The sequence below is a fragment of the Streptomyces sp. NPDC059895 genome (assembly GCF_042731035.1).
In the GTDB taxonomy this organism is placed as follows: domain Bacteria; phylum Actinomycetota; class Actinomycetes; order Streptomycetales; family Streptomycetaceae; genus Streptomyces.
Genome location: NZ_JBHWKO010000008.1, coordinates 93,797 through 116,848, shown reverse-complemented (window position 1 = coordinate 116,848; position 23,052 = coordinate 93,797). Strand labels below are relative to the sequence as shown.

Genomic DNA, 23,052 nt, shown 5'->3' with positions numbered 1-23,052 from the left:
TCATCCCTGGGTCTTCTGGATAGCTTCGCGAAGCACCTGGCGGTCGTCGAAGGGACGGACCACACCGGCGATGTCCTGGCCCTGCTCGTGGCCCTTGCCCGCGACCAGCACGGTGTCGCCGGGCCGCGCGCGGCCGACGGCGGCGGCGATCGCGGCGGCCCGGTCCTCGAAGAGCTGGACCTCGCCGCGCTCGTGGGCCGGCACGGAGGCGGCGCCCTGGAGCATGGTCGCGAGGATCGCGAGGGGGTCCTCGGAGCGGGGGTTGTCGGAGGTGAGTACGGCGGTGTCGGCGAGCCGGGCCGCGGCGGCGCCCATCGGCGCGCGCTTGGTGGTGTCGCGGTCGCCGCCGCAGCCGAGCACGATGTGCAGCCGGCCCTTGGTGACCTTGCGCAGCGCCCTGAGGACGGACTCGACGGCGTCCGTCTTGTGCGCGTAGTCGACGACCGCGAGGTAGGGCTGCCCGGCGTCCACCCGCTCCAGCCGGCCCGGCACGCCCGGTACGGCGGCGACGCCGTCGGCGGCGGCCTGCGGGTCGAGGCCGGCCACGGAGAGGGCGACGATCGCGGCGAGGGTGTTGGCCACGTTGAACGGGCCGGGCAGCGGCGACCTGGCGGCGACCCGCTCACCGCGCGGGCCGACGGCGGTGAACGTCGAGTCCAGCGGGCCGATCCGGACGTCCTCGGCGCGCCAGTCGGCGTCGGGGTGCCCCTCGGCGGAGAAGGTGACGACCGGGACCTCGGCCTCCCCGGCGGCGAGCCTGCGGCCGTACTCGTCGTCGAGGTTGACCACGCCGAGTCTGCTGCGTGCGCGCGTGAAGAGCTGCGCCTTGGCCCGGAAGTAGTCCTCCATGTCGGAGTGGAACTCCATGTGCTCCGGGCTGAGGTTGTTGAACACGGCGATGTCGAAGACGCAGCCGTCGACCCGGCCGAGGACCAGGGCGTGGCTGGAGACCTCCATCGCCACGGCGTCGACGCCGCGTTCGCGCATGACCGCGAAGAGGGCCTGGAGGTCGGTGGCCTCGGGGGTGGTGCGTTCGGACTTGATGCGCTCGTCGCCGATGCGCATCTCGACGGTGCCGATGAGTCCCACCCGGCGCCCGCCGCCGTCGTCCGTGGTGCGGGTGGCCTTCAGGCCGCCCTCGACGAGGTACGCGGTCGTGGTCTTGCCGGAGGTGCCGGTGATGCCGATCTGGAGCAGGTCGCGGCCGGGGTGGCCGTAGATCGCGGCCGCCAGTTCGCCCATGCGCCCGCGCGGGTCGTCGACGACCAGCACCGGCAGACCGGTCGCGGCGGCGCGCTCGGCGCCGGTCGGGTCGGTCAGGACGGCGACCGCGCCGAGGCCCGCGGCCTGGGTGACGAAGTCGGCGCCGTGCAGGCGGGCGCCCGGGAGGGCGGCGTACAGGTCGCCGGGGCGGACGGCGCGGGAGTCGTGGGTGATGCCCGTGACCTCGGCGGCGCCCTGCGGCGTGGCGGCACCCAGCTGATCGGCGAGCTCCGCGAGGGGGGTGGCGGAGACCTGAACCGGTCGCGGCGGCCCCGGATATGTCACGGAAGCGCCCTTCTGGGTGGTTTGGGACTGATCAGCGTGTGGCACGGCGGTGAGCGTACCGGGCGTACCCGCCTGCGGGCGAAGTGAGGGCCGGGGCGGGGTCCCGGTCGGGGCGTGGTTCCCGGGATCGGGGGTGATCATGGTCACGGGCTGGTTTCCTGGCTGGTTCGGCGCTGAACACGGGCGGGCGGACGGGCTGAGGGGCTCACGGGTCGGGGGCGGCCCGGGCGAGGGGCGCCCGGGAGGGCTCAGGGGGTGAAGGAGACCGGGAGGTTCGCGGCCTTCGCCCCGGTCGGGGGCACCTGGAGGGACTTCAGGGTGAACTCCATGACCTGCTTGAAGACGGGACCGCAGATCTGGCCGCCGAAGTAGCTGCCCTCGGTGGCGTTCTGGATCGCGCAGTAGACGGTGACGCGGGGGTTGTCGGCGGGCGCGAACCCGGCGAAGGACGAGGTGTAGCCGTTGTACTTGCCGGTGGCCGGATCCACGCGGTTGGCGGTGCCGGTCTTGCCCGCCACGCGGTAGCCGGGGATGCGCGCCTTGGTGCCGGTGCCCTCCTCGTCGTCCACGACCGACTCCAGCATCTGGGCGAGGGTCTTGGCCGTCTTCTGGCTGACCACCCGGGTCTTCTGCGGGGCCTCGGCCGCGGTGAAGCGTCCGTCGGGTCCCTTGGTGCCGCGCACCAGGGTCGGCTCGACACGGACCCCGCCGTTGGCGATCGTCGAGTAGACGGAGGCCGCCTGCACGGCGTTGATGGACACGCCCTGGCCGAAAGGAATCGTGTACTGCTGCGAGGTGGACCAGGCGTCGGGCGCCGCGAGGATGCCCTTGGTCTCACCGGGGAAGCCGAGCCCGGTGTAGCTGCCGATGCCGAACTTGCGCAGGTAGGAGTAGAGGACCTCGTTCGCCTCGGACTGCGTCTCGCCCAGCTGGCCGGTCGCCAGGATGGTGCCGATGTTGCTGGACTTCGCGAGCACGCCGTTGAGCGTGAGGTACCAGGTCGGGTGGTCGATGTCGTCCTGGAAGAGCCGGTCGCCGCGGTGCAGCCGGTTGGGCACGGTGACGTGGGTCAGGGGGGTGGCGGCGTTCTCCTCCAGCACCGCGGCCATCGACATGACCTTGGCGGTGGAGCCGGGCTCGTAGGCGTCCTGGAGGGCCGCGTTGCCGAGCGCCGCGGGGTCGGCGTCCGAGAGGTCGTTGGGGTCGAAGCCGGGCGAGTTGGCCATGGCGAGGATCTCGCCGGTGCGGGTGTCCTGGACGACGACGTAGCCGCGGTCCGCCTTGGACTCCTCCACCTGCTCGGTGATGGCGTTCTGCGCGGCCCACTGGATGTCCCGGTCGATCGTCAGCTCGACGTCGGAACCGGGCACGGCGGGCGTCTCGGTGGAGCCCGCGGTGGGCACCTGGCGGCCGCCGGACTGGGCGTAGCGGATCTTGCCGTCCTTGCCGGTCAGCGTCGCGTTCAGCTGCTGCTCGACGCCTCCGCCGCCCTTGCCGTCGGCGTTGACCCAGCCGAGTATCCCGGCGGCGATGTCACCGTTGGGGTACACGCGCTTGCTGCTGGGGACGGAGAAGACGCCGGCGAGGACGTTGACCGTGGAGCCGTCCGTCTCCGCCTTGGTGGCGAGCGCGGACTTCAGGTCCTTGATCTGCTTCCAGACCTGCGGGGTCTGGCGGCTGGCCAGCTTGGCGTAGCGGGCGTCCTCGTCCTCCGGCCGCAGCTTCGCGACGAGGTCGGACTGCTCCTGGCCGAGGATCGGCGCGAGGAGCGCGGCCGCCTGCTCGGGACCGTCGTCGATCTTCAGCTGCTTGCGCGCGAACATCGTCGGGTCGGCGGTGATGTCGTAGGCGTCCTCGCTGGTCGCCAGGGCCACGCCGGAGCGGTCGGTGATCTCGCCGCGCTCGGCGGCCAGCACCTGTCCGACGTACCGGTTCTGCTCCGCCGCGGCGGCGTACGTGCTCGCGTCGACGGCCTGCACCTGGAGCAGCCGCACGACGAAGGCGGCCAGCACCAGCGTCAGCGCGAGGCCCACCATCCGCCGGCGCGGCCGCGGGCTGCCGAGCCGGATGACACGGGGAGCGGCGGGCCGCGGCGCGGCCGGCCGGCGGGCCGGGCGGGCACCGGGCCCGGGGCGGCGCCGGGCCGCGGCGGGCCGCGGGGGCCGGGCGGGGCCGGGCACGCGCCGGCGCGGCGGTTGCCTGTCGGACACTTCCGTCACCTGCCGGGGGTCGGGGGAAGGACTGTGGTGGGCGCGGCCGCCGCCGGGTAGGGGTCGGCCGCGGCGGCCGGGGACGGGGCGTCGGACGCGGAGGTCACCGCGGACAGGTCGTCGGCGATCACCTCCGGGGGCCGTACGGCCATGGCGGGGTCCGCCGAGGACCGCGGGGCGGCGGAGGGGACGCCCTTCACGGTGCCGTCAGGGTCGAGGAAGGCCGGGTCTCCGCCGGGCACCATGCCCAGTTCACGGGCGCGGCGCTGGAGGGCGTCCGGGGCCGAGTAGGAGTCGATGTCCCGCTGGAGCGCCTGTTCCTCGTCGGTGAGGGCCTTGGTCTCCTTCTCCAGGTCGTCCATCCGGAACGACCCCTCGCTGAGCGCGGAGTTCAGCACCAGCAGACCGATGAGGCCGCCGCCGAGGAGCAGCACGACGAGCAGCACGAAGGGGGTGCGGGCGGCCTGGCGCGGGCCCGCCGGGAAGAGACGCGCGAGCCGGGCGGCCCTCCCCCTCAGTTCGGGTTTCCTGCTCACTCGCCCTCCCCTGGGTCGGAGTCACGAACCCACTCGGGCCGGGGTGTTCCCCGGCGTGCCCGCCTCACGCCCGTCACTCAACGGCCTCCCTGATGCGCTCGGCCCCGCGCAGCCGGGCCGGAGCCGCGCGCCGGTTCTCGGCGATCTCTTCCTCGGTGGGAAGTTCGGCACCGCGCGTGAGCAGCTTGAGCCGCGGCTGGTAGCGCTCGGGCACGACCGGCAGTCCGGGCGGCGCGGTGGAGGCGGCTCCGGCCGCGAACACCTGCTTGACCAGCCGGTCCTCCAGCGAGTGGTACGACAGCACGGCGATCCGCCCGCCGACGGCGAGGGCGCCGACCGCGGCCGGGATCGCGCGTTCCAGCACGGCGAGCTCACCGTTGACCTCGATGCGCAGGGCCTGGAAGGTGCGCTTGGCGGGGTTGCCGCCGGTCCGCTTGGCGGCCTGGGGCAGCGCGCCCCGGATCAGCTCGACGAGCCGGGCGCTGTGCGTGAACGGCTCCTTCTCCCGTTCCCGCACGATCGCCGAGACGATCCGCTTGGCCTGCTTCTCCTCGCCGTACGCCCGCAGGATGCGCACCAGTTCACCGGGCGGGTAGGTGTTGAGGACCTCGGCGGCGCTGATGCCGGTCGTCTGGTCCATGCGCATGTCGAGCGGGGCGTCCTGGGCGTAGGCGAAGCCCCGCTCGGCCTCGTCGAGTTGCATGGAGGAGACCCCGAGGTCGAACAGCACGCCCTGCACGCGCGGGCTGCCGAGGCGCTCCAGCACCTCGGGCAGTTCGTCGTACACGGCGTGCACGAGGGTGGCGCGGTCCCCGTAGGGCGCCAGCCGCTCGCCGGACAGGCGCAGCGCCTCGGTGTCGCGGTCGAGGGCGACGAGCCGGACGTCGGGGAACCGGGTGAGCAGGGCCTCGCTGTGCCCGCCGAGACCGAGGGTGCAGTCGACGACGACCGCTCCGGGCCGCTCCAGGGCGGGGGCCAGCAGATCCAGGCACCGCCGGAGCATCACCGGGACGTGCCGGGTCCGTCCCTCCGGTCGCGCGCCTTCGCCCTCGTTCGCATGCGCTTCGCGCCCCTCCACCTCTTGGGCCCTCTCAGATCCGGCGGGCCCGTCCGCACCGCCGGTTCCCCACGCTCCCCGGCGGACGCGGGGGTACCCCCGGTGACGGGAGGCCCGCCGGCGCCTCAGGCGTCAGCCGGCCGGGAGCGGGAGGAGGCCGAGCCGTACGTACGCGCCGCGCACGCGGGGAGATCTCCGGCTGCCGCGCCGGGGTCTCACGGGGAATTCACCAGCGGGAAGATCGTCGCCTCCCGCTTCGCGCCACTTTAGTCCACCCTGTCTCGCGGTCAATCAACCGGCCTGCGCGTCGCGGGCCGGCCCGGGCGCCAAGCGGTGTGCGGGCGGATTTCACCCGGTCGGCCGCGGCACGCTCCCTCCTGTGGCTTACCTCACAGGTGAGAGGTGATGACGGCTTTTTCCCTTCTCACGACAGGCCCGGGACGCCGGTGACCAGTAACGTCATGGCTATGACGACTTCTGCATCCGTACCCGTCGAGTCCGAAGCCGCCATAGGCGGCGGCACCGTCACCGACCGCCTGGTCGAGGCGAACGGGCGGTACGCCGCCGAGTTCGCCGACCCCGGCATGGACGCCCGCCCCGTGCTCCGGGTGGCGGTCGTGGCCTGCATGGACGCCCGGCTCGACCTGCACGCCGCGCTCGGCCTGGAACTCGGCGACTGTCACACCATCCGCAACGCGGGCGGCGTCGTCACCGACGACGTGATCCGCTCCCTCACCATCAGCCAGCGCAAGCTGGGCACCCGCAGCGTGGTGCTCATCCACCACACCGGCTGCGGCCTCGAGACGCTCACCGAGGATTTCCGCAACGAACTGGAGATGGAGGTCGGCCAGCGTCCCGCGTGGGCGGTGGAGTCGTTCCAGGACGTCGACCAGGACGTACGGCAGTCGATGCAGCGGGTGCGCACCTCGCCGTTCCTGGAGCACACCGACGACGTGCGCGGTTTTGTCTTCGACGTGAGGACGGGCCTGCTGCGCGAGATCGACCCGGGCCAAACGTCCTGAGACCTGACATATCGCTGTCAGTTGTCCACAGGCGAGTGACACGAATCGGTAACGGCGGCAAGAATGCGGGAGTGGTGTCACGCGGGGCTCCCCGCGTGGTGCCCGTGTTTCGGGGTGGGCCGGTCCGCGCAGCGTCGGCCCGGAGGAACGGGCCGAGGAGGGCCGGGTGACGACCTATGACGATCGAGCGAGCCTCACTGATCTGACCGCCACTGTGGAGCGTGTCCGCAGTTCGGTGGAGGGAGTGATCGAGGGCAAGCCCGAGGTCGTACGGCTTTCGCTGACCGTGTTGCTCGCCGAGGGGCATCTTCTGATCGAGGACGTCCCCGGCGTGGGCAAGACGATGCTGGCGAAGGCGCTGGCGCGTTCCATCGACTGTTCGGTGCGACGCATCCAGTTCACGCCCGACCTGCTGCCGTCGGACATCACCGGCGTGTCCATCTGGGACCAGCAGCGCCGCGACTTCGAGTTCAAGCCGGGCGCGATCTTCGCGCAGATCGTGATCGGCGACGAGATCAACCGCGCCTCGCCCAAGACGCAGTCCGCGCTGCTGGAGTCCCTGGAGGAGCGCCAGGTCACCATCGACGGGCAGTCCTACGAGCTGCCCAGCCCGTTCATGGTGGTGGCCACGCAGAACCCGATCGAGATGGAGGGCACCTACCCGCTGCCCGAGGCCCAGCGCGACCGTTTCATGGCGCGCGTCTCCATCGGCTACCCGAGCCCCGAGGCCGAGTTGCAGATGCTCGACGTGCACGGCGGGGCGAGCCCGCTGGACGACCTCCAGCCGGTGGCGCACGCGCACGAGATCGTCAAGCTGATCGACGCCGTCCGCGGGGTGCACGTCGCCGAGGCGGTCCGCAGGTACGCGGTCGACCTGGTCGCCGCCACCCGCACCCACCCCGACCTCAGACTCGGTGCCTCGCCGCGCGCGACGCTGCACCTGCTGCGGGCGGCGAAGGCGTCCGCAGCGCTCGGCGGCCGGGACTACGCGCTGCCGGACGACGTGCAGCAGCTCGCCGTGGCCGTCCTGGCCCACCGTCTGCTGCCCACCGCGCAGGCCCAGCTCAACCGCCGCACGGCCGAACAGGTCGTCGAGGAGATCCTCCAGCGCACACCGGTGCCCGCGGCCCCCGGGCAGCAGCGCGGCTACGGCCACGGGGCCGGCGCGCGGACCTTCGACCAGCAGCCGCCGCGGAGGCTGTGATGGCCTCCGGCGGGACCGGACGGGGCGAGGCCGGGCACGACGAGCGGGGCGGTGCCCGCACCGCGCTGGCCGGCCTCACCACCCGCGGCCGCTCCTTCCTGGCCGCCGGCATCGCGGCCGCCGTCTGCGCCTACGTCCTCGGGCAGCCCGACCTGCTGCGGGTGGGGCTGCTGCTGGCCGCGCTGCCCCTGGTCTGCGCGGCCGTGGTCTACCGCACCCGCTACCGGGTCTCCGGCAGCCGCCGGCTGTCCCCCGCACGGGTGCCCGCCGGCAGCGAGGCGCGGGTCCACCTGCGCATGGACAACGTCTCCCGGCTGCCCACGGGCCTGCTGATGCTCCAGGACCAGGTGCCCTACGTCCTCGGCCCGCGCCCCCGCTTCGTGCTGGACCGGGTGGAGCCGGGCGGCCGCCGCGAGGTGTCCTACCGGGTCCGCTCCGACCTGCGCGGCCGCTACCCGCTGGGCCCCCTCCAGCTGCGGCTGAACGACCCGTTCGGCATGTGCGAGCTGACCCGCTCCTTCTCGACGTACGACACCCTGACGGTGACCCCGTGTGTGGAGCCGCTGCCGCCGGTCCGGCTCGGCGGCGAGGCCAAGGGGTACGGCGACGGGCGGCAGCGCTCCCTGGCGCTGGCCGGCGAGGACGACGTGATCCCGCGCGGCTACCGCTACGGCGACGACCTGCGGCGCGTGCACTGGCGTTCCACGGCCCGCTACGGCGAGCTGATGGTGCGCCGCGAGGAGCAGCCCCAGCGCGCGCGCTGCACCGTGCTCCTCGACACCCGCGCGCTCGCCTTCCGGGGCGCGGGCCCCGACTCGGGCTTCGAGTGGGCGGTCTCGGCCGCCGCGTCCGTGCTGGTGCACATGCTGGAGCGGGGCTTCTCCGTGCGGCTGCTGACCGACACGGGCGACTCGGTGCCCGGCGAGGGCGCCGACGGGTTCGCTGGGGCGAGCCAGGGGTCGGCGGACGCCGCCGGGCTGATGATGGACACCCTCGCGGTGATCGACCACTCCGACGGCACCGGTCTGTCGCCGGCCTACGACGTGCTGCGCGGCGGCAACGAGGGGCTGCTGGTGGCGTTCCTCGGGGATCTCGACGAGGAGCAGGCCGCGGTCGCGGCCAGGATGCGCCGGCGCAGCGGGGGCGCGGTCGCCTTCCTGCTGGACGGTGAGGGCTGGGGGCGTGAACCGAATGCCGGGTCCGATCCGATGAACAGGACACAGGAGCGGCTGCGGATGCTGCGCGAGGCGGGGTGGACGGCCCTGAGCGTGCCGCGGGGCGCCTCGCTGGGCGAGCTGTGGCGCCGGGCGGACGGCGAGCGCTCCGGTGTGGTGACGGCGGGCGGCGGGACGAGCGGAAGGGGGGCGGGGGCATGAGCGGGCGGGCACGGCTCACCCTGTGTTCGGCGGCGGCCACGCTGGCGGCGTCGAGCGCCCTGCTGCCCTTGGTCGACCGTCTGGCCTGGGTCTTGCAGGCCGCGTTCCTGCTGGCCGTCCAGTCGCTGGCGGGCGCGGCGGCGCGGCGGATCCCGCTGGCCCGGCCGCTGACCGTCCTGGCCCAGGTGCTGGTCGCACTGGTGCTGCTCACGGTGGTCTTCGCCCGGGAGTACGCCCTCGCCGGGCTGGTCCCCGGCCCGGAGACGTTCCAGCACTTCGCCGACCTCCTGCGGGCGGGCGCGGACGACGTGGGGCGGTACGCGATCCCGGCACCGCTGTCCGACGGCATCCGGCTGATGCTGGTCGGCGGTGTGCTGGTGATCGGGCTGGCGGTGGACACCCTCGCGGTGACCTACCGCAACGCGGCCCCGGCCGGCCTGCCGCTGCTCGCGCTGTACTCGATCGCCGCGGGCCTGTCCGACGGAGCGGCCGACTGGGTGTGGTTCCTGGTCGCCGCCGCGGGATACCTGATGCTGCTGCTGGCCGAGGGCCGGGAGCGGCTCTCGCAGTGGGGCCGGGTCTTCGGGGGCGGCCCGCGCGCCGCGGGGGGACCGTCCGCCCCCGTGGCCCCGGTGCGCACCGGGCGGCGGATCGGCGCGGTCGCCCTGGGCGTGGCCCTGGTGGTGCCGCTGCTGCCGCTGCCCGCGATCGACGGCGGGCTGCTGGACGGCGCCGGCACCGGAGTGGGGGCGGGCAGCGGCAGCGGGGGCACGATCTCCGCGGTCAACCCGCTGGTGTCCCTGCGCGACAGTCTGAACGTGGACGAGGACCGCACGGTCCTGACCCTGCGCACCAGCTCCGCCGACGTCTCGGAGCTGTACCTGCGGATCGTCTCCCTGGACGACTTCGACGGCACCACGTGGAAGCCGTCGAAGCGGACCATCGTCGCCGTGCCGGACGAGCTGCCCACGCCCACCGGCCTGGGCTCTGACGTCAAGCACTCGCAGATCACCACCCGGGTCGCGGCCGCCGACTGGTACGCCCAGGACTGGCTGCCGATGCCGTACCCGCCGAGCGGTGTCCGGATCAACGGCAACTGGCGGTACGAACCGGTCGGCATGGCCCTCGTCGGCGACCACGGCGAGACCACGCGCGGCAAGACGTACCAGGTCGACAGCCTCGACGTGCGGCCGACGGCGCGGCAGCTGGCCTCGGCGCCGGAGGCCCCCGGGGCGATCCGCGGCGAGTACACCGAGGTGCCGGACTCGCTCCCCGCGGTGGTGGAGCGCACGGCCCGTGCGGTGACCGAGGGTGCGGCGAACGACTACGAGCGTGCGGTGGCGCTGCAGGACTGGTTCGCGGTGACGGGCGGCTTCGAGTACGACACCGAGGTCGACGTCGGCGGCGGCACGAACGCGATAGCCCGGTTCCTCCGTGACAAGCAGGGCTTCTGCGTGCACTTCTCGTTCGCGATGGCGGCGATGGCGCGCACGCTGGGCATCCCGGCCCGGGTCGCGGTGGGCTTCGCGCCCGGTACGCCGCAGGGGGACGGATCGGTGGCGGTGGGCCTGAAGGACGCGCACGCCTGGCCGGAACTGTACTTCGAGGGGGTGGGCTGGACCCGCTTCGAGCCGACCCCGACGCGGGGCACGACGCCCTCGTACACCGTCCCGGAGGTGTCGGGCGACGCCGTCCCGGAGCTGCCGCAGGCTTCCACCCCGGCGGACGCGTCTCCGTCGGCGGAGCCGTCGGAGAGCACGAGCTGCTCGGCGGTCGACCGGCAGCTCGACGGCTGCGCCGGCGCGCTGCCGCAGGACCCGGCGGAGCAGGGCGGCGCCGGCACCCCGTGGTACCGGACCGCCGGCTGGACCCTGCTGGGGGCGGCGGCCCTGATGCTTCCGCTGCTGCCGATGCTGTGGCGGCGCAGACGCCGCGCGGTGCGGCTGGCGTCGGCCCGGCACACCGGGTCCGCCGCGACCGGCGCGGGCGCCCGCGAGGCCGGCGGGGCCGGCGGCGGGCACGGTCCCGGCGCCGGGACCGGTCCTGCGGTGCTGCCGGACGTGCCGTCGCACGAGGCCGCGGAGGCGGCCGCCGGGCATGTGCTGGCGGTGTGGCGGGAGCTCACGGACACGGCCTGGGACTACGGCATCGCCCCCGACGAGGCGCTGACGCCCCGCCGGGCGGCCGAGCGGATCGTCCGGCTCGGCGAGCTGGACGAGGCGACGGCCCGCTCGGTGCACCGGGTCGCGGGCGCCGTGGAGCAGGTGCTGTACGCGCCGGAGCCGCGCGCCGAGGCGGGCCTGGCCGACGAGGTGCGCGAGGTGTGGGCGGCGCTGCGCGCGCGGGCCGGCCGGCGCACACGGCTGCGGGCGGTGCTGGCACCGCGTTCGGCCGTCCGTGCGGTCTGGGAGCTCACGGACCGGTGGACGGCCCTGCGGGCGGCCGGGGCGGCCCGGTGGGCGTCCCTGACCCGCCGCGCATCACCGTCCGGACACGAGGGCGGCTGACAGCGCCCGGCGCGCGCCGAGAGGAACGGCGGGCGGCGGGCGCTCTGAGCCCGGCGGGCCGGTGGGAGGCGGTGAGCTTCCTGAGTCCCGCGGGCCGCTACGAGCGGTTGACCGGTGGGAGCGGCGGTGGTTCCTCGGTGCGGGGCCACCGGGGAGCGCTGCGTTCGGCCCCCGTCCCGGGAGTGATCCGGGGGCGGGGGCCGAACGCTGGGGGCGTGATGCTCCCGGAGGCCGTTTGCTGCGGGGCGGGCAGGGCCGCCGGGCGGGCGGGGCCGGCTGGGCCGGGCAGTGGCGGCGGGGTGAGCGCATCGGTGAGGGGGTGACCACCCGGCCGGGTGGTCACCCCCTCACCGATGTCGTGGCACGAGCTGTGCGGCTCTGCCGGACGCCGGGGCCGAACCTCAGTGGCCGTGGCCACCCTGCTCGTCACGGCGGCGCTGCCAGCGCTGCTCGATGCGGTCCATCATGGAGCGCTTCGCCCGTCCCTGACCGCGAGCGTGCGGAGCTCCCGTCGGCTGTTCACCGGGCTTGGGGGCCTTGCGCCAGCCGGTCACGGCGAGAACCGCGCATCCCAGCATGACGAGGAATCCCACCACGCTGAGCCAGACCTGCTTGGCGACCATACCGGCCATGAGGAGCGCGATACCCACCAGGAAGCCTGCGACTGCCTGGTAGACCCGCCGCCGGGTGTACGTACGCAGCCCGCTTCCCTCGAGCGCCGACGCGAACTTGGGATCTTCGGCGTACAGCGCTCGCTCCATCTGCTCGAGCATGCGCTGCTCGTGCTCCGAGAGCGGCACGGAGTCCTCCTCATCGTGCAGTCGCCGGGGCGACCCGGGGGGTCCCTTCAGGATAGGCAGGGAATCGCCCCCGTGAAACCCGCCCCTCTACGCCAATTGGCCAACCGGAGCCCTCCATGGACGTCCCGGTCCGCTGACAACTCCATTCCCCAGCGGCCGACCCGTCATGCCGGGCGGTCTCCCTCGATCATACGGCGCACAGCGCCCGAACGGGGGGCCTGTGGCGTACTCCATGTGCGGCCAAGTCGCTGATCAGCGGCGCGTCACGGGAGCGCGCTCAGGTCCCGTCCGTCGCCCGCGTCTCACCGAGCACATGGAGCTGCGTGGCCACGGAGTGGAAGGCGGGCAGCTCGGCCGCCGCCTCCTCAAGCTTCAGCAGGGCTTCCAGTGCGCCGGGCTCGGTGTCCACGAGCACGCCGGGGACGAGGTCGGCGAAGACCCGTACGCCGTGCACGGCGGCGACCCGGAGGCCGGCGCCCTCGACCAGCCCGGTCAGCTGCTCGACGGTGAAGCGGTGGGGCACGGGGTCGCCCTCGCCCCAGCGGCCGTCCGGGTCGGCGAGGGCCTGGCGGGCCTCCTTGAAGTGGCCGGCGAGGGCCCGGGCGAGGACGGCTCCGCCGAGGCCGGCGGCGAGCAGGCTGAGGACTCCCTCGGAGCGCAGCGCGGCCACCGCGTTGCGGACGCCCTCGGCCGGGTCGTCGACGTACTCCAGGACGCCGTGGCACAGGACGGCGTCGTAGCCGCCGCGCTCGGCGACGTCGAAGAGGCCGTGGGCGTCGCCCTGCACACCGCGCACCCGGTCGGCGACGCCGGCCTCGGCGGCGCGGCGCTCCAGGGCGAACAGCGCGTTGGGGCTGGGGTCGACGACGGTGACCCGGTGCCCGAGGCGGGCGGCGGGCACGGCGAAGTTGCCGCTGCCGCCCCCCGTGTCGAGAACGTCCAGCGACTCACGTCCCGTGGCCTTGACCCGGCGGTCGAGGGCGTCCCGGAGAACTTCCCAGACCACGGCGGTACGGAGAGAGGCGCGGGGGCGCATCGGGTCCGGCACGGCAGTTGACTCCTCGGCGCGGCACCGCCTCTTGCGCGGCGGAGCGAACGGGGTGCCTCCCCGGCCCCGGCTGCGGGAGAGGGAAGGCCTCAGGCGTCTTCCACCCTATTGCCTTCCGTACCGCGCCTGGTCACCGCGGTGCGCACGGGTCGCGGGAGCGGGCGCCCCCGGCCGGCCGCGCTCCGGCGTCCCGCTCACCGGCGCCGGGAGCGGGCCGTACGCACGGCACGGGTCACGTCCTCCTCACCCCGCGTCCGGCATGCCCCGGCCCGTCTCCGGCCCGTCCGGCCCGCCCCCGGGGCCCGGCACGTCCGGGTCCTCTCCCTCCTGGCGGGGCTGGGGCAGGACCGGGTGGAGGGCCAGCAGGCGCTCCACCAGGCGGACGAACATCGCCACGTCGCGTATCAGGTCGTCGGCGTCACGGCGGCTGGCCGCGCCCCGGATGCCGGCCTCGGCCCGGGCGCGGCGCCCGGCGCCGGAGGCGAACAGGGCGCTCCATTCGGTGAGTTCGGGCGCGATCTCGGGGAGCACTTCCCAGGCGCTCCGGATGCGGGCGCGGCGCCTGGGGGTGGTCTCCGGCCGTCCGCGCGCGGCGAGCACGGCGGCGGCGGTGCGCAGGGCCGCGAGGTGGGCCGTGGCGTACCGCTCGTTGGGGGTCTCGAGGACGGTCGCCTCGTCCAGTCCGGCGCGGGCCTGGGCGAGCAGGTCGAGGGCGGCGGGCGGGGCCGTGGTCCGGCGCAGCACGGGGTGCACATCGCTCGCCGGTCCGGTCAGTGAGGGGGCAGGGCCGGTGCCGCGGTGCCGACGGGCGGCTGCTGCGGGGTGGCTGGCCATGACGAACCTCCTGTCGTCTGGGTGACGGCACACCTGCTACGGGTGCCGTATGTGCCCATCGTGCGGTATGCCACTGACAATCCGTTCTGACCTGGGCTTTTGCTTCGATCGAAGGTTCGGGCTAGTTTTTGCACTGACCAGTCAGTTTAAAAAGTGGGAACGGGAGAACCGTGAACGCGGACGCGGACGGAGGCGGAGTCGCCGTCACGGCCGAGGGCTTCGGCCTGCGGGGCCCTCGCGGGTGGGCGTTCCGGGACGTCGGTCTCGACGCGGAGCCCGGCTCGCTGATCGTGATCGAGGGCCCGTCCGGATCCGGCCGGACGAGCCTGCTGCTCGCGCTCACCGGCCGGATGAGATCGACGCACGGCACCGCGACCGTGGGCACGGCACGGCTGCCGGGGCACCTGGCGGCGGTGCGCCGGATCAGCGCCCTGGCCCACGTCGCCGGAGTCACCGACCTCGACCCGGCCCTGACCGTCGGCGAGCACCTGCGCGAACGGGCGCTGCTGGAGCGGCGGTTCGCCGGATCCGTACGGGAGCTGCTGTGGCCGCGGTCGGAGAGGGCGGCCGGGACGAAGCGGTGCGTGGACGCCGCGCTGGCCGCGGCCGGGCTCGACCCGGAGGCGCTGCCCAAGGGCTCCCGGACCGCCGTACGCGATCTGGAGCGGCTGGAGGCGCTGCGGCTCTCCGTGGCGCTGGCGCTCATCGGCCGGCCGCGGCTGCTCGGTGTCGACGACGCCGATCTGAAGCTGTCCGAGGACGAACGGGCCGACGTCCACGCGCTGTTCGCGACCCTCATCGAGGCCGGTACGACGGTGATCGCGGTCTGCGGCGAGGCCCCCGACGGCGCCGTCACGGTCGCCACCCGCGGCCCCCGCCACGAACCGGCGGACGCCGACGCCGACCGGGACGGCACACCCGACCGGGACGGCAAGGCCGACCGGGAGGCGCCCCCCGGCACAGACGGCACGGACAGCGCAGACGAAACAAACAACACAGACGGCACGAACGACACAGACGGCACGGACGACACGGACAGCACGGACGACAAGGAGGGCCCGGCGGATGCGCTCGCCGAAACTGGCCGCGCTTGAGCTGCGCCGCTTCGGCCGGGGGAAGCTCTCCCGGGCCGCGCTGGTCGCGCTCCTGCTGCTGCCCCTGCTCTACGGCGCGCTGTACCTGTGGTCCTTCTGGGACCCCTACGGCCGCCTCGACCGCATCCCCGTGGCCCTGGTGAACGACGACGAGGGCGCGACCGCCGACGGCCGCAGGATCACCGCCGGGGACGACATCACCGAAGAGCTGCGCGACAGCGAGGTCTTCGACTGGCACGAGGTGAGCGCGGCGCAGGCACGCGCGGGTGTGGAGGACGGGACGTACTACCTGTCGCTGACCATGCCCGCCGACTTCAGCCGCCGGATCGCCTCCAGCGCGGGCGACTCCCCCGAGACCGGCGCCCTGCGGGTGCGCACCAACGACGCGAACAACTACATCGTCGGGCAGATCTCGCGGACGGTCTTCAGCGAGGTGCGCTCGGCCGCGTCGACGAAGGCGTCGCGCTCCTTCCTGGACCGGATCTTCATCTCGTTCTCCGACATCCACGGCAGCACGGTGGAGGCGGCCGACGGCGCCGACCGGCTCCAGAAAGGCCTGGGGAAGGCGGAACAGGGCTCCCAGGACCTCGCCGACGGGCTGAAGGACGCCAAGACCGGCAGCGGAAAGCTGGCCAAGGGCCTGAAGAAGCTCGACAAGGGCGCCGGCGACCTCGAGGACGGCGCGCAGAAGGTCGCGGACGGCACCAAGACCCTCGCCGACAAGGTCAACGCGGCCTACGCCAAGGCCGGGCCGTTCCTCGAGGACAACGAGAAGACCATCGGGGGCACCGCCCAACTGGTCGCCGACTCCGCCCAGGTGATCCGCGGTCACCTCGCCACCCTGGTCAAGACGGCCCCCGCCGCCGCCGAGAGCGCCCACGCCGCCTCGGACACCCTCGCCGGTGTCTACCGCACGCGGTGCGAGACCGCGGTGCTGCCCGACGCCGCCTGCGCCGACCTGGAGAAGGCGAGGGACGCGGCCGCGGACGTCGCGCTGGTCGCCGACGACGTCAACACGCTCGTCGCCGACCAGGACGGCGACCTGGAGGCGCTCCGCACCGACCTCGGCACGCTCCAGAAGCAGGCCCAGGCACTGGCCGACCGCGCCCCGCACCTCTCGGAGGACATCGCCGACGCCGTGTCCCGGATCAACGCGCTCGACAAGGGGGCCGCAAAGGTCGCCGCGGGCGCCGAGAAGCTGCACACCGGCCTCGGCACCGCCGAGACCGGGGCCGAGGACCTCGACGAGGGCGTCGGCAAGCTCAAGACCGGCGCCGAGGACCTCAACGGCGGTATGTACAAGCTGGTCGACGGCTCCGTGAAGCTCGCCGGCGGGCTGCACGACGGCGCCGAGCAGATCCCCGACTACGACGAGCAGGACCGCGACGCGCGCACGGCCGTCATGGCGGACCCCGTGCAGCTCGCGACCCAGGACCTGCACAAGGCGCCCAACTACGGCACCGGATTCGCCCCGTACTTCATCCCGCTGTCGCTGTGGGTGGGCGCGATGGTGGCGTACATGCTGATCCCCCCGTTGAACCGGCGCGCGCTCGCGGCGGGCGCCTCGGCCTGGCGCATCGCGCTGGCCGGCTGGCTGCCGGTGGTGGCGATCGGGGTGCTGCAGACGGCGGCCCTGATGGCGGTGCTGCACTGGGCGATCGGCCTGGACATGGCACGGGCGGCCGGGACGGTGGGCTTCCTGTTCCTGGTGACGGCCTGCTTCGCGGCCCTGGTGCAGTGGCTCAACGCCCGCTTCGGCGCGGCGGGCCGCATCCTCGTCCTCGCCCTGCTGATGCTCCAGCTGACCTCGGCGGGCGGCACCTACCCGGTGCAGACGAGCCCCGGCTTCTTCAACGCGCTCCACCCCTTCCTGCCGATGAGCTACGTCGTCGAGGCGCTGCGCCGGCTCATCACGGGCGGCGGTCTGCAACCGGTGTGGCACGCGTGCGTGGTGCTGACCGCCTTCACCGCGGGCGCCCTCGCGCTGACCGCCCTGTCCGCGCGCCGCCGCCAGGTGTGGACGCTGGACCGGCTGCACCCGGAGCTCACGCTGTGACCACGCGGCCGGGGCTCCCGGGCGGCCGGGCACCTGTGAGAATCGGGGGCATGGACAGCACCACCACGCCGGGCGGCCGCACCCGCCGCGAGGCCACCCGGCAGAAGCTCTACGAGGCGGCCGTCACCCTCATCGCCGAGCAGGGCTTCTCCGCCACCACGGTGGACGAGATCGCCGAGCGGGCCGGCGTCGCGAAGGGCACGGTCTACTACAACTTCGCGAGCAAGTCGGTCCTCTTCGAGGAACTGCTGCGCCACGGCGTGGGTCTGCTCACCGCCTCCCTGAGGGAGGCGGCCGAACGCACGGCGCGCGAGGGCGGCAGCCGGGTCGACGCCCTGGACGCGATGATCCGCGCGGGCCTCGTCTTCATCGACCGGTATCCGGCGTTCACCCAGCTGTACGTGGCCGAGCTGTGGCGCACCAACCGGGCCTGGCAGTCCACCCTGCTGGTGGTGCGGCAGGAGGCGGTCGCCGTCGTGGAGGGAGTCCTGCGCGAGGGCATCGAGCAGGGCGAGTTCAGCGACGAGATCGACGTGCCGCTGACAGCGGCCGCGCTGGTCGGCATGGTGCTGGTGGCCGCCCTGGACTGGCAGGCCTTCCAGCCGGAGCGCTCCCTGGACGACGTCCACGCGGCGCTGTCGCGGCTGTTGCAGGGGCGCGTGAGCGGTCACCGCTGACGGCGCGGGAAGGCTCCGGGCCCCCACTCCCCACTCCCCACTCCCCACTCCCCGCTCCCCGCTCCCCGCTCCAGCTCCGGGCTCCGGGCTCCGGGCTCCGGGCTCCGGGCTCCGGGCTCCGGGCTCCGGGCTCCGGGCTCCGGGCTCCGGGCTCCGGGCTCCGGCGCATGAAAGCGCCGGTGCGTCGTGGCCGCGTCCCCTGCGGGCCACCACACACCGGCGCTCCCCGTGCTCCCCCGTTCCCCCGATTCCCCGGGCGTTCCCCCGATTCCCCGGGTTTTCCCCCGGTTTCTCCCCCGTCCGGTCGTTTCCCCGCTCCCCCGTGCCTCGCTTCCGCCGACAGGGCCGGCGGAAGGAGCGGTCGAGGGCCGGCGCCGTTCCGCCGCCCCGTGCCGGCGGTGCCGGAGCCGCGCCCCTTCCCGTGCCTCCACTCTCCCGTCCGCGCAGGTGGCGCCCCATCCGCGTCGGTACTCATCTCCGCGCCTGAGTAGCCGTACTCAGACCTGCGTCCTCACCCCTACGGCGAGGCCCGGCCGTCTGGTGACGAGAGCGCCCGTGCCGGTACCCACCCGTCGGCCCGGTGCGCACGGGCCGACGGCGTCACTGTCGGTGGTGGCCGATAAAGTCGCCGGCATGGCACGGATTGCGGTGATCGGCGCCGGGATGGGCGCCCTCGCGGCCGCCGCCCGGCTGGCCGTCGCGGGCCACCGGGTGACGGTGTACGAGCGGACGGAGACATACGGCGGTGCGGTGCGCCGCTTCGAGCGGGACGGCTTCTCCTTCGACACCGGGCCCGGCCTGCTGCCCCTGCCCGCGGTCTGGCGCGATCTGTTCGTCAAGACCGGCAGGGAGCCGCTGGAGGAGTGCGTCGAGCTGCTCCAGGTCGACCCGAGCGCACGGCACCTGTTCGCCGACGGCAGTGCGGTGTCCCTGCCGAACGCCTCACGCGCGGGGGTCGTCACCGCCCTGGAGGAGGCACTGGGGGCGGGGGCCGGGCAGCGCTGGGGCGACTTCCTGGTCCGGGCCCGCGAGGCCTGGGACCGCACCCGCCGCCCGCTCCTGGAGGAGCCGCTGTGGCCGAACTGGCCGGTGCTGGCCGGGCGTGAGCCCTATCCGTCGGTCCCGCACAAGCGCCTGCTGCGCACCCGCCGGGCCGGCACGCTCGCCGAGGTCGGCGCCTGGGAGCTGCGCGACGCCCGGCTCGCCGCGCTGCTGGAGAGCCACGCGCTCGCGTACGGCCTCGACCCCCGGGCCGCCCCGGCGAGTGCGGCCGTGCTGCCGTACATGGAGCACGCCTTCGGTCTGTGGTACGTGCGCGGGGGGATGCGGGAGCTGGCCCGCGCGGTGTACGAGCGGTGCCTGGCCCGCCGGGTCGCGTTCCGTTTCGGTGCCGAGGTCGTCCGGGTGCTGGAGAAGGACGGCCGGGCGGCGGGCGTGGAGCTGGCCGGGGGGGCGGTCGTGGAGGCGGACTTCGTGGTCGCGCCCGGCACCCTGCGCGGTGCCGGGGCGGGCGTTCCGCCGCGCGGCGACGGCGAGCCGGCACCGCAGCGGGGCCTGCCCAGCCGGCTGACCGTGCTGCTCGCGCTGCGCGGCGCGCGCCCGGCGGGGACCGCGCACCGGACGGTGGTGCACACGGACGACCGCGACGGGGAGTTGGAGAGCCTCTTCGGCGCGGCACCGGGCGTGCCGGCCCGCCCGACGGTCACCGTATTGCGGCCCGACGACCCGGCGCTCGTGCCGGACGCCGGCCATGAGGCGGTCGTGCTGCGGTGTGTGGTCCCCGCCGGGGCGGAGGTGTCCGCCGGTCGTGCGGAGGCGGTGATCACCGCCGCCGAGCGGGCGTTGCCGGGCCTGCGGGACCGTCTGCTGTGGCATGAGGTGCGCACGCCCGCCGACGTCGCGGAGGAGACGGGCGCCGAGGGCGGGGGCGTCCCGGCGCCCGCGCTGGCCGCGGCCGGGGGCCGGCTGCTGCACCCGGCGAACCCCACCGGCCTGGCGGGGCTGTTCACCGTGGGCGGCTGGTCGCATCCGGGCGGCGGTCTGCCGCACGCGGGCATGTCGGGCGCGCTGGTGTCCGGGCTGATCGTGGAGGGACCGCAGTTCCGGGGCTCGCAGTGAGCTCGCGGGGCCTTCCCCGAGCGTGAACGCCCCCTCTGCCCCTGTGCCGCACCGGGACCGGCGCTGATCGTCGGTACCGGCAGTGAGCGCCGGCATGGGCGGTGAGTGCCGGTATGGGCGGTGCCCGTCAGTACCGGTACTGCTCGTCGAGTCCGGTCCCCTGCCCCTGGTGCCCGTCGCCCTGGTAGGGGTACGGCTGCTCGGCCGGGAGTTCGCCGCCGAGGGGGTCGTCGGTGCTGCGCTGCTGCGGGACCCAGACGCCGCCGGCCGGGTTCTCCCCGTAGCCGCCGGTGCCGTACTGGTCCTGCCCGTAGCCCTGCTGCTCGTACTGCTGCTGTCCGTAGCCGGCGTCGAACGAGCCCCCGCCGTAGGTCTGGGTGCCGATGTACGGGTCGGAGTAGGCGGCGTACTGCTGCTCGCCGGAGGTGTCGTAGCCGTACTGCTGCTGCCCGTAGGAGGAGTAGCCGTCGTAGCCGTAGCCCTGGTCGGGGCTCTGGGCGGTCGCCGCGTACTGGTCCTGGGGCTGGTCGGCGGCCGCGTAGGGGGTGTCGCCGTATATGCCGTAGGAGCCGGTGTCGTCGGGCAGGGGCTGCGGCTCGTAGACGGCGGTGGTCTCGGCGGCCGAGGGGTCGGCGGTACGCGCCGCGGGCGTGAAGACGTCGTCGCGGTCGTCGTCGTAGGCGGTTCCGTCCTGGCCGTACGACAGGTCGTCGGCGCCGAACGGCGCGGCGCCGTCCGGGGTGAAGGCGTCGGAGCCGGCCGCGGGGCCGGCGTCGCCCGTCTCCAGGTCGGAGACCTCCAGCGTGGGGTCCTGGCGCTCGGCCTTGCCGCGGCGGCGCTTGGTGCCGTCGGCGCCGGGCCGGTTGACGGCCCAGCCCGCCGCGAAGCCGCGGCGGAACGACAGGGTGACGTAGGTCTGGCCGACCGCGAAGGCGATCGCGCCCAGGCCGATGACGACGACGGACGGGATCAGCACGCCCAGCACGACACCGAGGAAGCCGCCGAACGCCAGCAGCCGCCAGCGCAGTCGCGCCTTGTACTGCAGCAGCACCTCGCCGAGCAGCCACAGCGCGACGATGCCGAACGCGATGTAGAGGACCGTCCAGCCCATGTACGCCCCTCTCCCAGTGGCCGCTACGCAGTGTGTCGTACGCCGGTGCGACCGGTCTAGGCCCGCGGCGGGTGGTGCAGACCCAGGTTCTCGTAGATTTCCAGCGTCGCCGTGGAGTTGTTGAGCGTGATGAAGTGCAGTCCGGGCACCCCCTCGGCGAGCAGCCGAGCGCAGAACTCCGTGGCGAAGTCGATGCCAATGGAGCGTACAGCGGCCGGATCGTCTTTCGCTGTGAGGATCCGCTCTTTCAGGGCCGCCGGGAAATGGGCGTTGCTGAGCTTGGGCAGCCGCTCCAGCATCCGCAGGCTCGTCACCGGCAGGATCTCGGGGATGACCGGGGTCTCGCAGCCGGCCGCCGCCACCCGGTCGCGCAGCCGCAGGTAGGACTCGGGCTGGAAGAACATCTGTGTGATGGCGTAGTCGGCGCCGGCGCGGCACTTGTCGACGAAGTGCCGGACGTCCGTGTCCCAGTCCCCGGAGCGCGGGTGCATCTCGGGGAAGGCGGCGACCCCGACACAGAAGTCGCCCGACTCCTTGATGAGCCGGACGAGCTCGGCGGCGTAGGTGAGGCCCTGGGGGTGCGGCACCCACGTGCCCATGGGGTCGCCGGGCGGGTCGCCGCGGACGGCGAGCATGTTGCGGATCCCGGCGTCGGCGTACTGGCCGATGATGTTGCGCAGCTCGGCGATGGAGTGGTCGACGGCGGTGAGGTGCGCGACTGGGGTGAGGGTGGTGTCGGCGACGATCTGCTGCGTCTCCTTGACCGTGGTGGCCCGGGTGGAACCGCCGGCACCGTAGGTCACGGAGACGAAGTCCGGGGCCACCGCCTCGACCCTGCGCAGGGCGTTCCACAGGCTTCGCTCACCCTGCGGGGTCTTCGGCGCGTAGAACTCGAACGAGTACGTCGTCTTGCCGTTGGCCAGGATGTCACGCACAGTGCGCGCGCGATCTGTCCTGGTGGATGCGGTTCCGAGGGCCATACCCGCAGGTTAGCCAGGGGGCGGCGGTCACCCAACCGGATCTCGGTCATTTGCCCGATTTGTCGCTATGTTGTCCATCCCTTGGGACGGACCGGCGACACCGACGCCGGCCGGTGCGCGCCGGAGCGTGCCGCGGAAGGCTCAGGCCCCGCTCAGCCGCTTGGCGAACTCCGTCGCCGCGGCCCCGGGATCGTCCGCCTCCGTGATCGCCCGCACGACGACGACCCGGCGGGCCCCCGCCTCCAGCACCTCGTCGAGGGTGGTGAGGTCGATGCCGCCGATGGCGAACCAGGGGCGGTCGGTGCCGAGGGACGCCGTGTACCGGACCAGGCCGAGGCCCGGTGCGGGGCGGCCGGGCTTGGTGGGCGTGGGCCAGCAGGGGCCGGTGCAGAAGTAGTCCACGCCCTCCTGGACGGCCGCGGCGGCCGCCTCCGCCTCCGTGTGCGTGGAGCGGCCTATGAGGACGTCGTCGCCGAGGAGGGCGCGGGCCGCGGGGACCGGCAGGTCTCCCTGGCCGAGGTGGAGGACGTCGGAGCCGGCGGCATGGGCGACGTCCGCGCGGTCGTTGACCGCCAGCAGCTTGCCGTGCCGGGCGCAGGCGTCGGCGAACACCGCCAGGTGCTCCAGCTCCTCTGCCGCCTCCAGGCCCTTGTCGCGCAGCTGCACGATGTCGACGCCGCCCGCGAGGACGGCGTCCAGGAACTCCGGGAGGTCGCCCTGGCGCCGACGGGCGTCCGTGCAGAGGTAGAGGCGGGCGTCGGCGAGGCCGGCGCGGGCGGTGTCGGGCATGCGTGGGTCCCCCCGGGGCGGTGGTGTACGACCGCGGCGGCGTCGGTCACGGCCGCCGTCGTACACCGGGCGGTTGTTCGGTTCT

At 74.1% G+C, this 23,052-nt stretch carries 18 protein-coding genes; 8 read left to right on the top strand and 10 right to left on the bottom strand.

Features of this window, described 5'->3' with window-relative positions:
* From ACFV9M_RS12340 to rsmH, 4 genes are all read right to left on the bottom strand, one after another.
* Window positions 1-1,695, bottom strand: a complete 1,695-nt coding sequence (locus ACFV9M_RS12340; protein WP_385078431.1) for a UDP-N-acetylmuramoyl-L-alanyl-D-glutamate--2,6-diaminopimelate ligase — start codon at window positions 1,693-1,695, stop codon at window positions 1-3.
* 101 nt (window positions 1,696-1,796) lie between these two features.
* Window positions 1,797-3,758, bottom strand: coding sequence for a peptidoglycan D,D-transpeptidase FtsI family protein (locus tag ACFV9M_RS12335; RefSeq protein WP_385102409.1), 1,962 nt, complete (start codon window positions 3,756-3,758; stop codon window positions 1,797-1,799).
* A 5-nt stretch (window positions 3,759-3,763) separates the two neighbouring features.
* Window positions 3,764-4,294, bottom strand: coding sequence for a septum formation initiator family protein (locus ACFV9M_RS12330; RefSeq protein ID WP_385079431.1), 531 nt, complete (start codon window positions 4,292-4,294; stop codon window positions 3,764-3,766).
* Between the two features lie 73 nt (window positions 4,295-4,367).
* A complete protein-coding gene (rsmH, locus tag ACFV9M_RS12325) occupies window positions 4,368-5,372 on the bottom strand; it encodes a 16S rRNA (cytosine(1402)-N(4))-methyltransferase RsmH (protein ID WP_385079434.1) in 1,005 nt (334 codons plus the stop codon).
* A gap of 446 nt (window positions 5,373-5,818) precedes the next feature.
* Between rsmH and ACFV9M_RS12320 the strand changes: the two genes are divergently transcribed.
* The 4 genes from ACFV9M_RS12320 to ACFV9M_RS12305 all read left to right on the top strand — a co-directional run bounded on the left by ACFV9M_RS12320 (window position 5,819) and on the right by ACFV9M_RS12305 (window position 11,460).
* Window positions 5,819-6,373 carry a beta-class carbonic anhydrase gene (locus tag ACFV9M_RS12320; protein ID WP_385079437.1) on the top strand — a complete coding sequence of 185 codons (555 nt, stop codon included), beginning with the start codon at window positions 5,819-5,821 and terminating at the stop codon, window positions 6,371-6,373.
* Between the two features lie 166 nt (window positions 6,374-6,539).
* Entirely contained in the window at window positions 6,540-7,577 is a 1,038-nt protein-coding gene (locus tag ACFV9M_RS12315) for an AAA family ATPase (protein WP_385079439.1), read from the top strand.
* The gene (locus ACFV9M_RS12310) at window positions 7,577-8,953 is read left to right on the top strand and encodes a DUF58 domain-containing protein (RefSeq protein WP_385079442.1); all 1,377 of its coding nucleotides are present in this window, start codon (window positions 7,577-7,579) and stop codon (window positions 8,951-8,953) included. Before ACFV9M_RS12315 ends, ACFV9M_RS12310 begins: the two co-directional genes overlap by 1 nt.
* Window positions 8,950-11,460, top strand: coding sequence for a DUF3488 and DUF4129 domain-containing transglutaminase family protein (locus tag ACFV9M_RS12305; protein WP_385079445.1), 2,511 nt, complete (start codon window positions 8,950-8,952; stop codon window positions 11,458-11,460). Before ACFV9M_RS12310 ends, ACFV9M_RS12305 begins: the two co-directional genes overlap by 4 nt.
* 401 nt (window positions 11,461-11,861) lie before the next feature.
* Here the strand turns inward: ACFV9M_RS12305 and ACFV9M_RS12300 are convergent, their stop codons facing one another.
* From ACFV9M_RS12300 to ACFV9M_RS12290, 3 genes are all read right to left on the bottom strand, one after another.
* Window positions 11,862-12,260, bottom strand: coding sequence for a DUF3040 domain-containing protein (locus ACFV9M_RS12300; RefSeq protein WP_385076169.1), 399 nt, complete (start codon window positions 12,258-12,260; stop codon window positions 11,862-11,864).
* Window positions 12,261-12,537: 277 nt separating this feature from the next.
* On the bottom strand, window positions 12,538-13,308 hold the full coding sequence (locus ACFV9M_RS12295) for a methyltransferase (protein WP_385076167.1): 771 nt from the start codon (window positions 13,306-13,308) through the stop codon (window positions 12,538-12,540).
* 243 nt (window positions 13,309-13,551) lie between these two features.
* Window positions 13,552-14,142, bottom strand: coding sequence for an SAV_6107 family HEPN domain-containing protein (locus ACFV9M_RS12290; protein WP_385076164.1), 591 nt, complete (start codon window positions 14,140-14,142; stop codon window positions 13,552-13,554).
* A gap of 170 nt (window positions 14,143-14,312) precedes the next feature.
* On the opposite strand from ACFV9M_RS12290, the gene ACFV9M_RS12285 reads away from it, so the two are divergent.
* From ACFV9M_RS12285 to ACFV9M_RS12270, 4 genes are all read left to right on the top strand, one after another.
* Window positions 14,313-15,236 carry an ATP-binding cassette domain-containing protein gene (locus ACFV9M_RS12285; protein ID WP_385076161.1) on the top strand — a complete coding sequence of 308 codons (924 nt, stop codon included), beginning with the start codon at window positions 14,313-14,315 and terminating at the stop codon, window positions 15,234-15,236.
* Window positions 15,208-17,292, top strand: coding sequence for a YhgE/Pip family protein (locus ACFV9M_RS12280; protein ID WP_385076158.1), 2,085 nt, complete (start codon window positions 15,208-15,210; stop codon window positions 17,290-17,292). The genes ACFV9M_RS12285 and ACFV9M_RS12280 overlap by 29 nt, the downstream gene beginning before the upstream one ends.
* A gap of 50 nt (window positions 17,293-17,342) precedes the next feature.
* Window positions 17,343-17,969 (top strand): TetR/AcrR family transcriptional regulator, encoded by a 627-nt coding sequence (locus ACFV9M_RS12275; RefSeq protein WP_385076155.1) that lies wholly within the window; start codon window positions 17,343-17,345, stop codon window positions 17,967-17,969.
* Window positions 17,970-18,602: 633 nt separating this feature from the next.
* Complete coding sequence (locus ACFV9M_RS12270) at window positions 18,603-20,087, top strand: phytoene desaturase family protein (RefSeq protein WP_385076152.1); 1,485 nt, start codon at window positions 18,603-18,605, stop codon at window positions 20,085-20,087.
* Between the two features lie 127 nt (window positions 20,088-20,214).
* Here the strand turns inward: ACFV9M_RS12270 and ACFV9M_RS12265 are convergent, their stop codons facing one another.
* From ACFV9M_RS12265 to thiE, 3 genes are all read right to left on the bottom strand, one after another.
* Window positions 20,215-21,198, bottom strand: a complete 984-nt coding sequence (locus tag ACFV9M_RS12265) for a hypothetical protein (protein ID WP_385076150.1) — start codon at window positions 21,196-21,198, stop codon at window positions 20,215-20,217.
* Between the two features lie 56 nt (window positions 21,199-21,254).
* Window positions 21,255-22,178, bottom strand: coding sequence for a methylenetetrahydrofolate reductase [NAD(P)H] (metF, locus tag ACFV9M_RS12260; protein ID WP_385076147.1), 924 nt, complete (start codon window positions 22,176-22,178; stop codon window positions 21,255-21,257).
* A 141-nt stretch (window positions 22,179-22,319) separates the two neighbouring features.
* Window positions 22,320-22,967, bottom strand: a complete 648-nt coding sequence (gene thiE, locus ACFV9M_RS12255) for a thiamine phosphate synthase (protein ID WP_385076144.1) — start codon at window positions 22,965-22,967, stop codon at window positions 22,320-22,322.
* Window positions 22,968-23,052 lie beyond the last annotated feature (85 nt).

What these genes read in the sequence shown, in the direction of transcription:
- metF (WP_385076147.1), bottom strand. Translation starts at nt 22,178, where the DNA reads ATGGCCCTCGGAACCGCATCCACCAGGACAGATCGCGCGCGCACTGTG.
- ACFV9M_RS12290 (WP_385076164.1), bottom strand. Translation starts at nt 14,142, where the DNA reads ATGGCCAGCCACCCCGCAGCAGCCGCCCGTCGGCACCGCGGCACCGGC.
- ACFV9M_RS12305 (WP_385079445.1), top strand. Translation starts at nt 8,950, where the DNA reads ATGAGCGGGCGGGCACGGCTCACCCTGTGTTCGGCGGCGGCCACGCTG.
- ACFV9M_RS12275 (WP_385076155.1), top strand. Translation starts at nt 17,343, where the DNA reads ATGGACAGCACCACCACGCCGGGCGGCCGCACCCGCCGCGAGGCCACC.
- thiE (WP_385076144.1), bottom strand. Translation starts at nt 22,967, where the DNA reads ATGCCCGACACCGCCCGCGCCGGCCTCGCCGACGCCCGCCTCTACCTC.
- ACFV9M_RS12310 (WP_385079442.1), top strand. Translation starts at nt 7,577, where the DNA reads ATGGCCTCCGGCGGGACCGGACGGGGCGAGGCCGGGCACGACGAGCGG.
- ACFV9M_RS12265 (WP_385076150.1), bottom strand. Translation starts at nt 21,198, where the DNA reads ATGGGCTGGACGGTCCTCTACATCGCGTTCGGCATCGTCGCGCTGTGG.
- ACFV9M_RS12320 (WP_385079437.1), top strand. Translation starts at nt 5,819, where the DNA reads ATGACGACTTCTGCATCCGTACCCGTCGAGTCCGAAGCCGCCATAGGC.
- ACFV9M_RS12270 (WP_385076152.1), top strand. Translation starts at nt 18,603, where the DNA reads ATGGCACGGATTGCGGTGATCGGCGCCGGGATGGGCGCCCTCGCGGCC.
- ACFV9M_RS12280 (WP_385076158.1), top strand. Translation starts at nt 15,208, where the DNA reads ATGCGCTCGCCGAAACTGGCCGCGCTTGAGCTGCGCCGCTTCGGCCGG.